The sequence below is a fragment of the Photorhabdus luminescens subsp. luminescens genome (assembly GCF_001083805.1).
GTDB classification, from domain to species: domain Bacteria; phylum Pseudomonadota; class Gammaproteobacteria; order Enterobacterales; family Enterobacteriaceae; genus Photorhabdus; species Photorhabdus luminescens.
This window is the reverse complement of record NZ_JXSK01000014.1, coordinates 78,300-88,892: the sequence shown is the minus strand read 5'-3', so window position 1 is coordinate 88,892 and position 10,593 is coordinate 78,300. Positions and strand designations below refer to the sequence as shown.

Below are 10,593 nucleotides of genomic sequence, written 5' to 3'. Positions count from 1 at the left end.
GGCCGTTATCCTAAACATCATGATGGTTTTAACAAATATTTTGGGATGATAGCTATTGTTTCATTTTTTTTAGGTTTCCCTACATCTTTATATGTGAATTATAAGTTAAAAAGTGATGGCTATTTGGTGTGTCCAAGAATATCCTGGATGTCGCCAAATACTTATGTGAAAGATATTAAACTATGTGATTGATAATTTCTTTATAATTGGGGACATTATGGGAAAAAAGATTATACATATCATAGGCGCTATTGCTATTTTTCTTTTAGCGTTATTCACTTTCTTCTTGACAGGAGAAAATATAATTTCTTTAATTGAAATGGATGAAAAAATAACATTCTCAGGTGGTGTTTTTATAATATTTTTTTCTTTCCTTTGATCTCTTATGCTACATTTTTTATTGTTTTTGTTACTGTGACTGGTCATTATCCAAAGCATCATGATAATTTTGTTAAATATTTTTTTTCGATAGCTATTATTTCAATTGTTTTAAGTTTTCCGACGTCTTTATATGTGAATTATAAGTTAAAAAGTGATGGTTATTTGGTGTGTCCAAGAATATCCTGGATGTCGCCAAATACTTATGTGAAAGATATTAAACTATGTGATTGATAATTTCTTTATAACTGGGGACATTATGGGAAAAAAGATTATACATATCATAGGCGCTATTGCTATTTTTCTTTTAGCGTTATTCACTTTCTTTTTGACAGGGAAAATATAATTTCTTTAATTGAAATGGATGAACAAATAACATTCTCAGGTGGTGTTGTTATAATATTTTTTTCTTCTCCTTTGGTTTTATATTATATGGTTGCAGTTATTTTTGTCAGTATAACTGGTCGTTCTCCAAAGCATCATGATGGTTTTGTTAACTGTTTTGGGACGATAGCCATTATTTCATTTTTTTTAAGTTTTCCTACATCTTTGTATGTGCACTATAAATTAAAAAGTGAAAACTATTTAGTATGTCCAAGAATATCCTGGATGTCGCCTAATACCTATGTAAAAGATATTAAATTATGTGATTAATATTGGTCTTATTAGCAGATGAAGGAGAAAGATCAATCTAGTATAGTCGTCCTCATTTTGATTTAAAAATTAAGATTAATAGCTATATTTCTCTATCCTATATAGTCGAAAATACATGCCGTAGAATGCATAGGAGTTACCGTAGGGAAAACACCTAAAAATCGGGAAATTTATTATCTTTTAACGCATTTAATTTAAATGAATTATTTAATAATTTATCTTAGAGAGCGGAAAGGAATTATGGTAAAAATAAATTATATCAACATTTTTATAATAAATTAATTGATCATCTTATAATTGTTGTTTAATCTCTGTTTAACTAATTTAAGTTAAGTATAAATTGTTTGGTTGTTATTGAAATAATAACGTATGAAAGATAAACCTAAATGGTGGAGATATGGATATACGTAATATCAAAGCTTTTATCGTATTAGCCGAAACACTTAATTACCACAAGGCTTCGCAAATACTACATATCTCACAACCTGCGCTGACTAAGAAAATTAATGCACTGGAAGAGGAATTCGGGGCGCTTTTGTTTTCCAGAGGACGAGGTGGCACCAGATTAACTGATTTTGGACAAAAAACTTTTGAGAATGCTCAGAAATTACTGGGTCATTTTGAGCAGTTTCAGATTCAGGTTAATCATGATTTGCAAGATGATTCGCCACATTACCTTTATGTTAGCTCTTGTTTTCCTATTTATGATTCTGGAAAAGTGGAAGAGCGGATTTTTCTAGATAGGAAGGAAAAAGTCGTGTTTGTCCTCATTACCGGTCTGACATTCGAGCAGCAAATGAATCTATTAAACTCTGGTTTATTACATATCGCCATTGTTCCGCTGCCATTAACTTCATCACTTATGCCTAGAAAGATTTTTACTGAAAAACTGGTTTATCTTTTTAAAAAAGGCAGTGATTGGCTGCGGAGTTTGACAGAATTAAGCGCTGAAATGGCATCGTTATATCAGCTTATTGGCATGGATGAGGATGATATACCCATTGATTTTACTGATGGCATTAACGCATTTTCTATTTATGATAATAATATGAATTTAATGTTAAAAACGAATGATATTATGGTAATGATTGAACTGATAATTAAACGCAATGGTTTTTCTTTAGTTCCGGAAAAAATTATTCGTTCAATTCCATCACAATATCTGGATTTATTAGATGTGTTGAAAACCGATATGGAAGTCGATTTTGGTATTTTATGCAGCCCAGCTATTGAGTATGGATTGATAAGTGAAGCAGAATTATTCTCTTCATTTATTGATAGTATGTGAATGAAGAAAGCAGGGGTTATTTATATGGTGAAATTGCTTCTTATTCATTTCAAAGAGAAAGAGACTATTTTATCTGACCTTATTTTTTCATAGTGTGGAATGAGTTTTTCCAGCAATGAACCTATATGGATATTATTGAAAATAAAGCGGATTGTTTTATCCGCTTTATTTTCTTATTGAATGATAATTTATGAAATCATTTATCCTTCAAACGTTTGCGTCATTTTTTCAAGTTGCTCCTGAATTTCCATCCATGCTAATTCAATTTCTTCCAGTTTTGATTTGGTCTGATTTTGTTTTTGCAGGTATTCAGTCAATTCGGTTTTACGGTTGTTATCATAGATAGCGCTGTCTGAAAGTTGATTTTCTAGTGCGACCAGCTCGTTACCCAGTTTCTCCATCTGTTTTTCCAGATCAGCAAGCTGTTTGCGTAGTGGTTGCGTTTGGTTACGGAAGTCAGCTTGACGCCGTTTTTGATCTTTTCTTTCCTGAGCGCTTTGGCTAGATGTCTCTTTTTCCTTATCGTTGTTTTCACGTATTTGCTGATTTTGTTGACGTTGTTGATCTGTCAGCCATTGTTGATAATCTTCTAAATCGCCATTGAATGATTCTACCCGGCCATCATGAACCAGATACAACTCATCTGTTGTTGAACGTAATAGATGCCGATCGTGGGAAACCACAACCAATGCACCGTCAAAGTCGATCAAAGCTTCTGTCAGTGCCTGACGCATATCCAGGTCGAGATGGTTCGTTGGTTCGTCAAGTAACAGAAGGTTAGGACGTTGCCAGACCATCAGAGCCAAAACTAAACGTGCTTTTTCTCCCCCGGAAAAGCGCCCACTCGGGTCAGTCACTTGATCGCCTTTGAAACCAAAGCCACCCAGATAATCCCTAAGTTGCTGCTCTGTTTCCTGTGGCGCAATACGGACTAGATGCTGTAATGGCGATTCATCCGCACGCAAATATTCCAGTTGATGTTGAGCGAAATACCCCAGTTTGATCCCTTTAGCTAATTCGACTTCTCCACTCTGAGATTGCAGTTCACCAGCCAGCAATTTAATCAACGTAGATTTACCTGCGCCATTACGACCAAGCAAACCAATGCGGGAGCCGGGAACCAGATTCAGTTTGATGGAATTTAAAACAGTTCGTTCGCCATAGCCTGCGCTGACCTTTTCCATTTTCAAGAGTGGGTTTGGCAGACTCTCCGGTTTACGGAAACTGAAATGAAATGGGTTATCAACGTGGGCAGGGGCGATCAGCTCCATCCGCTCTAACATCTTGATGCGGCTCTGAGCCTGTTTGGCTTTGCTGGCCTTGGCCCGGAAACGGTCAATATAACTTTGCAGATGGGCTACTTTCTCTTGCTGGCTTTTATAAAGGGCCTGTTGTTGCGCCAGTTTGGTTACGCGTTGGCGTTCGAAAGATGAATAGTTGCCGCTGTACTCAAACAGAGATTGTTGCTCTATATGGAGGATCTTATCAGCAATCGGGTCGAGAAAATCCCGATCATGGGAGATAAGGATTAATGTTCCGGGGTAGCTTTTCAGCCATTTTTCCAACCAGATAACTGCATCCAGATCAAGATGGTTAGTCGGTTCGTCAAGCAACAGCAAATCAGAACGGCAGAGTAGTGCTTGAGCTAGATTGAGGCGCATGCGCCATCCACCGGAAAATGCACGTACAGGTTGATCAAGTTGCTCTTGAGAGAAACCTAAGCCGTGCAGCAGACTTGATGCTCTTGAACGGATGGTCCAGGCTTGAACCGTGTCCAGTTGACTATGTAGGTGAGCGATCAGATTACCGTCATTTTTTTCATTGGCTATCCGTAGTTGTTGCTCCAGTTGGCGGAATTCACGATCACCATCAATCACATACTCCAGAGCAGGTATTTCCAAGGCCGGCGTTTCTTGATTTACCCAGGATAGTGCCCAGTTACTGGGAAACGTGAACGTTCCTGCTTCAGCCTGAAGTTCATTTTTTAATAATGCAAGTAGGGTAGATTTGCCACAGCCGTTTTTCCCTACCAGACCCACTTTCTGTCCGGGATTAATAGTGGCGCTGGCATTATCCAGCAAAACACGGGTTCCGCGACGAATTTGTAATGAAGAGAAAACAATCATAAGTATCGTTTGTATAAAATATGTTAAATTAGCAATAACAGATAATAAGCGTTTTAATTTTGTAACTTTGTATGCATGTTAACGGAAAATACGTGTCCTGACACGTTCTTGAGGAGGGAACGATGTTGCAGCCGCCTAAAGTCCTGCTGCTGTATGCCCATCCTGAGCCACAGGATTCAGTAGCAAATCGTGTTTTGTTACAACCTGTGCAGGGTTTAGAGCATGTTACGATTCACGACTTATATGGAGCTTATCCAGATTTTTTTATTGATGTTCATTATGAGCAACAATTGCTTCGAGAGCATCAGGTGATTGTTTTTCAACATCCACTGTATACCTACAGTTGTCCGGCTTTATTAAAGGAGTGGATGGATCGTGTACTGACGCGGGGGTTTGCCAGTGGTATTAGCGGGTTGGCATTACAGGGAAAATATTGGCGTTCAGTGATTACTACAGGGGAGCCAGAAAGCACTTTCCGGGCCGATGGGTATAATCTCTATCCAATGGAAGAGATCCTTCGTCCTTTTGAACTCACCGCAGCGATGTGCCGTATGCATTGGTTATCACCAATTGTTATTTATTGGGCTCGCCGTCAAAAACCTGAACTTCTTGCCATCCATGCTAATGATTATCGTGAATGGCTCAAATCGCCATTGTCATTAGGAGGGCTATAAGTTATGGAGCATTCAGCGCAATTGAGCGCCGGTGTATTGTTTTTATTTGCTGCCGTTGTGGCAGTGCCAATCGCACAGAAATGCAAGATTGGAGCAGTATTGGGCTATCTGTTAGCAGGGATTGTCCTTGGTCCGTGGGGGTTGAGCTTTATCCGGGATGTTGATGATATTCTTCATTTCTCGGAGTTGGGGATTGTTTTCCTGATGTTTATCATCGGCCTTGAACTCAACCCTTCTAAGCTCTGGCAACTCAGGCGATCTATTTTTGGTGTCGGTGCTGCTCAAGTTATTTTCACGGCGAGTGTGCTGGCTGTATTGCTATATCTGACCGATTTTTCATGGCAAGCGGCGGTTATCGGTGGCATCGGTATGGCGATGTCCTCAACGGCAATGGCCCTGCAACTCATGAAAGAGAAGGGCATGAACCGCAATGAAGGCGGGCAGCTTGGATTCTCGGTTTTGCTGTTTCAGGATATGGCGGTGATCCCGGCTTTGGCATTGATTCCTCTGTTGGCCGGCGGAACGGCATCCAGCGACTGGTATCGAATAGCGTTAAAAATTGCTGCTTTTGCTGGCATGTTGCTCGGTGGCCGTTATCTGCTACGTCCTTTGTTTCGTTTGGTTGTCAGAGCTGGAGTCAGTGAGTTATTTACTGCGGCTGCGTTACTGGTGGTGCTCAGCTCAGCGCTGTTTATGGAAACGCTCGGCTTTTCTATGGCGCTGGGAACCTTTATCGCCGGGGTATTGCTGGCAGATAGCGAATATCGCCATGAACTGGAAATATCCATAGAGCCGTTTAAAGGATTACTGCTGGGACTGTTTTTTATTTCGGTCGGTATGTCTCTGAATTTGGGGGTACTACTAATACATTTGTCCGAAGTATTACTTGGTGTGCTGGCTTTGGTGATTGTGAAAGGCATCGTTCTGTATCTCATCGCAATGAGTGCCGGCTTACGGGGTTCATCCTGCCTGCAATTTTCCGGCGTACTTAGCCAAGGGGGAGAATTTGCCTTTGTTCTGTTTTCTGCCGCATTGAGCCAGCATGTGTTCAATAGCGGGCAGATGGCTTTATTGCTGGTGGTGGTGACGATATCAATGATGACGACGCCCCTTGTCATGCAATTGATAGATGCTATTCTGGCACGCCGTTATAATGCCCAAGAAGAGACGGATGAACAGCCCTTTGTGGAAAATGATGATCCACAGGTGATTTTAGTAGGCTTTGGCCGGTTCGGACAGGTAATCGGTCGCCTTCTAATGGTGAATAAAATCCGTGTAACGGTGTTAGAACGCGATGTCAGCGCTGTGAGTACGATGCGGCGTTATGGCTATAAAGTTTATTATGGCGATGCGGCTGAATTAGAGCTGCTACGTTCGGCAGGCGCGGATAAAGCCAAAGCGATAGTCATCACCTGTAATGAGCCGGAAGATACCATGATGATCGTTCATTTATGCCAGAAACATTTCCCGAATCTGCATATCATGGCGCGGGCTAGAGGACGTCTGGAAGCGCATGAATTGTTGCAAAATGGAGTAAAAAATTTCACCCGCGAGACTTTCTCCAGTGCTCTGGAACTGGGGCGTAAAACCTTAATCGAATTGGGCATGCATCCGCATAAAGCTAATCGTGCAAAACAACATTTCCAGCGGTTAGATATGCGAATGCTGAGAGAGCTTATGCCGCAACTACAGGGTGATGTGGCGCACATATCTCGTATAAAAGAGGCGCGGCGGGAACTGGAAGAGCTGTTCGAACGGGAAATGCTAAATGAACGTCACCAACCGGATGGTTGGAATGAGCATGAATACATGAATAATAGCGGAGCAAATCATGTCAGTAAGTCGTAAGAGATTTATTGCTGGCGCTGTCTGCCCAGAATGTCATTCTCAGGACACATTGGCAATGTGGCAAGAAGATCAGGTGGATGTGGTGGAATGTGTCCATTGCGGTCGCCAACAACGCCAGACTGATGAGAAAGTGGCTTCTCATGTCAGAAAGCAGGAGCAGGTTATTGGTATTTTTACCCCACAATAATTATGTGAATATTAGCGCGAGTGAGTACAGAGACTGAAAATTCCGCTACAATCGGTAAAAATTTTTAGACCCACGGGTAGGAGATATCATGAAAGTAGTAAAAGACTTGGTAGTCAGTTTGGCTTATCAAGTAAGAACAGAAGATGGTGTTTTAGTTGATGAGGCACCGGCGAGTGCGCCGTTGGACTATCTGCATGGCCGTGGTTCATTGATTAGCGGTTTGGAAAAGGCGCTAGAAGGCCGTGAGGCGGGTGAGAATTTTGATGTCAGCGTGCAGGCTGATGATGCTTATGGTCAGTATGATGACAATCTGGTTCAGCGTGTGCCAAAAGATGTCTTTGTTGGGGTTGATGAACTAGAAGTTGGCATGCGTTTCCTGGCTGATACCGATATGGGGCCAGTACCTGTAGAAATTACAGCGGTTGAAGATGAGCATGTTGTGGTTGATGGTAACCATATGCTGGCTGGTCAGAATCTGAAATTCAATGTTGAAGTCATTGCCATTCGTGAAGCGACTGAAGAAGAATTGGCTCATGGTCATGTTCATGGCGCTCATGGTCACGAGCATGGCGAGGGAGGTTGTTGTGGTGGTCACGGCCATGACGACGGCCATCATCACCATCATGATGAAGGACACGGATGCGGCGGCGGTGGTTGCCACTGATAAGCTAAAGCGGATAGTGCATTTTTAATATTTAAAAAAAGCGGGGCAAGTTTGGAATATTCAGTTTCGATACTTGCCCTGGTTTATTGTAATTTTATGTCTTTCTAGTAATGAGGCGGAGGCGTCTCCTCAGATGGTGAAGCGATCATTGAGGGTTGAGTGGCTTTTAATCGTTCTGTCATCAACCGCAAATGCTCTTTTAATCTAGCTATCTCCATTTGCTGCTCAGTCACTACCTGATTTAATTCTTCGACAGTTATGTCTTGAAAGGCAATTCGACTTTCCAAATGCTCAAGCCGTTGCTCAAATTCTGACAGATCCATGATCTCCTCCCATTTCAAGTCCTGTATTGCTAGTGTTAAATGCTTCATATTAATTAAGAGTAGCCTACTATGCCCAGAATATTCTGTGAAATGCGGTTGTTATGAAACCTCTTGCCATTTATGTTGTCTTAATAAGTTTGGGGCACTAAAACAGCAAATTATTGTGTTGTGCTCCTGTAGGCAGTTATAGTGACTTGATTGCATAACTTTTGCTGACGGTAAAATCCCCCAAATCTATTGGAGAAACAGATGAAATCATTGTTTAAAGTTACCCTGCTTGCTACCACATTAGCGATGGCTTTCAGCGCCCCTCAGGCGTTGGCGGCTAAAGCTGATAGTCAGAGTAGCACGGAATTGAACAGCGCATTTAAAACAGAAGATCAGCAAAACGCTTATGCTCTGGGCGCATCTTTAGGGCGTTATATGCAAAACACCCTGAAAGAACAGAAATCTCTGGGTATCCCATTGGATAAAGATCAATTGTTATCGGGTGTGCAGGATGCTTTTAACAACAAGAGCAAACTGACTGACAGCGAAATTGAAAATACGCTGCGTGCATTTGAAGGGAAAGTGAAGTCTGCCGCTGAAGCTAAGATGGAAAAAGAAGCTCGCGAGAATGAAGCTAAGGGCGCTAAATATCGTGAAGAATTTGCTAAGGAAAAAGGCGTCGTTAAGAGCAAAACCGGCCTTTTGTATAAAATAGAGAAGGACGGCAGTGGTAAGAAACCTGCGGCAAGCGACACGATAGTTGTGAACTACCGTGGGGCATTGATTGATGGTAAAGAGTTCGATAGCTCTTATAAGCGTAATGAGCCGCTTTCTATTCGTTTGGATAGCGTTATCCCTGGTTGGACAGAAGGTTTACAGAATGTGAAAAAAGGTGGAAAAATTAAACTGGTTATTCCACCAGAGCTGGCCTATGGTAAAGCGGATCTGCCAGGTATTCCTGCAAATTCTACATTAGTATTTGATATTGAGTTGTTGGATATTAAAGCGGATACCAAGGATACCAAAGCTAAGTAAGCTGTTCGCTAAATATCTTTGATGAATATGGATAAAACCGTTGATAGAGATTCTGTCAACGGTTTTTTGTTACTGAAAGCTGTGATAGAGACCAAATGTCTGAGTAACAATGGCTTGACGATGATGTCATGTGGTTTTAACGTCAATATTTCATGTGAATGTAAAGATCTTTGATTAAAATCTCTGTTAAGCTGCAAAAATTGAGTTTTCACAAGAAATTTTTATAGGTTTATCACGTTGTGTTTTTAGCAAGACCACGTTGTATTTTTAACAAGACGTTGTCTGCGTTTGAAGGATGGTGTATTGAATGTCTAACCCGTTATTATCTAGTGATATCAGTGATGTCGATCTACTGGAAAACCAGCCGTTTACTGAAACGGACCACGAAATTTTAAAATCTTATGAAGCCGCAGTTGATGGCTTGGCTATGCTGATTGGTGGGCATTGCGAGATTGTCCTTCACTCATTGGAAGATCTTAAATGTTCAGCCGTCAGAATAGCCAACGGAGAACATACAGGTCGTAAAATAGGTTCCCCTATTACTGATCTTGCTCTGCGTATGTTGCATGACATCACAGACGAAGATTGTAGTGCATCTAAGGCCTATTTTACCCGGGCGAAAAGCGGTTCATTGATGAAGTCAGTCACGATTGCGATCCGCAACCGGAACCGCCGCGTGATCGGTCTTCTGTGCATTAATATGAATCTTGATGTCCCTTTCTCTGAAATTATTCAGACATTTATTCCAGAGGAAACACATGATGTCGCCCCAAATGTAAATTTTGCTTCATCCGTGGATGATTTGGTCGCGCAAACGCTGGAATATACTATCGAGGAAGTCAATATTGATCGCAGTGTATCCAATAATGCTAAGAACAGGCAGGTGGTTCTGAATCTCTATGAGAAAGGCATTTTTGATATTAAAGATGCAATCAATCAGGTTGCTGAGCGTTTAAATATTTCTAAACATACTGTTTATCTCTATATTCGCCAGTTTAAAAATGGTGAATGTTTAGGGCCTGAGCGGTAATGTCTTCGTTGTCTTATTGTCTGCTGGTCACGGGGCCAGCTTATGGCGCCCAACAAGCCAGCAGCGCTTACCAATTCGCGCAAGCCTTAATTACGATGGGGCATAAACTTAATACCGTATTTTTTTATCGGGAAGGGGTTTATAACGGCAATCAATTGACTGCGCCTGCCAGTGATGAGTTTAACTTGGTTAGCGCATGGCAGATGATGGCGGCGGAGCGCCGGTTTAGTATGCACATTTGTATTGCCGCTGCTCTTCGCCGTGGCGTGCTTGATGCTCAGCAGGCAAGTGAGCTGAATTTACCGGTAGCAAATCTGGCTGAAGGATTTGAATTAAGTGGATTGGGAACGCTGGCTGAGGCTATGTTGACTTGCGACCGTGTGGTGCAATTCTGAGAG

At 41.5% G+C, this 10,593-nt stretch carries 11 protein-coding genes and 2 pseudogenes; 11 read left to right on the top strand and 2 right to left on the bottom strand.

Annotated features, from left to right (window positions below; genetic code table 11):
* From TI10_RS24345 to TI10_RS22925, 4 genes and pseudogenes are all read left to right on the top strand, one after another.
* A partial coding sequence (locus TI10_RS24345) for a DUF1240 domain-containing protein (protein WP_155416503.1) occupies positions 1 to 192 on the top strand: 192 nt, incomplete at its 5' end.
* A gap of 25 nt (positions 193 to 217) precedes the next feature.
* Positions 218 to 612 (top strand): annotated as a pseudogene (locus tag TI10_RS22935) (DUF1240 domain-containing protein).
* 25 nt (positions 613 to 637) lie between these two features.
* Positions 638 to 1,032 (top strand): annotated as a pseudogene (locus tag TI10_RS22930) (DUF1240 domain-containing protein).
* Positions 1,033 to 1,429: 397 nt separating this feature from the next.
* Complete coding sequence (locus TI10_RS22925) at positions 1,430 to 2,320, top strand: LysR family transcriptional regulator (protein WP_049585778.1); 891 nt, start codon at positions 1,430 to 1,432, stop codon at positions 2,318 to 2,320.
* 200 nt (positions 2,321 to 2,520) lie between these two features.
* On the opposite strand, the gene TI10_RS22920 is transcribed toward TI10_RS22925, so the two are convergent.
* Positions 2,521 to 4,446, bottom strand: coding sequence for an ABC transporter ATP-binding protein (locus TI10_RS22920; protein WP_049585777.1), 1,926 nt, complete (start codon positions 4,444 to 4,446; stop codon positions 2,521 to 2,523).
* Positions 4,447 to 4,568: 122 nt separating this feature from the next.
* Here TI10_RS22920 and kefG point away from each other — a divergent pair, with 122 nt between their 5' ends.
* The 4 genes from kefG to slyD all read left to right on the top strand — a co-directional run bounded on the left by kefG (position 4,569) and on the right by slyD (position 7,819).
* The gene (gene kefG, locus TI10_RS22915; protein ID WP_049585776.1) at positions 4,569 to 5,120 is read left to right on the top strand and encodes a glutathione-regulated potassium-efflux system ancillary protein KefG; all 552 of its coding nucleotides are present in this window, start codon (positions 4,569 to 4,571) and stop codon (positions 5,118 to 5,120) included.
* Between the two features lie 3 nt (positions 5,121 to 5,123).
* Entirely contained in the window at positions 5,124 to 6,968 is a 1,845-nt protein-coding gene (gene kefB / locus TI10_RS22910) for a glutathione-regulated potassium-efflux system protein KefB (RefSeq protein WP_049585775.1), read from the top strand.
* Positions 6,952 to 7,155, top strand: coding sequence for a YheV family putative zinc ribbon protein (locus TI10_RS22905; RefSeq protein ID WP_049585774.1), 204 nt, complete (start codon positions 6,952 to 6,954; stop codon positions 7,153 to 7,155). The genes kefB and TI10_RS22905 overlap by 17 nt, the downstream gene beginning before the upstream one ends.
* An 88-nt stretch (positions 7,156 to 7,243) precedes the next feature.
* On the top strand, positions 7,244 to 7,819 hold the full coding sequence (gene slyD / locus TI10_RS22900) for a peptidylprolyl isomerase (protein ID WP_049585772.1): 576 nt from the start codon (positions 7,244 to 7,246) through the stop codon (positions 7,817 to 7,819).
* 104 nt (positions 7,820 to 7,923) lie between these two features.
* On the opposite strand, the gene TI10_RS22895 is transcribed toward slyD, so the two are convergent.
* Positions 7,924 to 8,142: a protein SlyX gene (locus tag TI10_RS22895; RefSeq protein ID WP_049585770.1), complete on the bottom strand. Its 219-nt coding sequence runs from the start codon at positions 8,140 to 8,142 to the stop codon at positions 7,924 to 7,926.
* A gap of 249 nt (positions 8,143 to 8,391) precedes the next feature.
* Here TI10_RS22895 and fkpA point away from each other — a divergent pair, with 249 nt between their 5' ends.
* From fkpA to tusD, 3 genes are all read left to right on the top strand, one after another.
* Positions 8,392 to 9,165: an FKBP-type peptidyl-prolyl cis-trans isomerase gene (gene fkpA, locus TI10_RS22890; RefSeq protein WP_049585769.1), complete on the top strand. Its 774-nt coding sequence runs from the start codon at positions 8,392 to 8,394 to the stop codon at positions 9,163 to 9,165.
* Between the two features lie 307 nt (positions 9,166 to 9,472).
* Positions 9,473 to 10,195, top strand: coding sequence for a helix-turn-helix transcriptional regulator (locus TI10_RS22885; RefSeq protein ID WP_049585768.1), 723 nt, complete (start codon positions 9,473 to 9,475; stop codon positions 10,193 to 10,195).
* A complete protein-coding gene (gene tusD, locus TI10_RS22880) occupies positions 10,195 to 10,590 on the top strand; it encodes a sulfurtransferase complex subunit TusD (protein ID WP_049585767.1) in 396 nt (131 codons plus the stop codon). The genes TI10_RS22885 and tusD overlap by 1 nt, the downstream gene beginning before the upstream one ends.
* Positions 10,591 to 10,593: the final 3 nt, after the last annotated feature.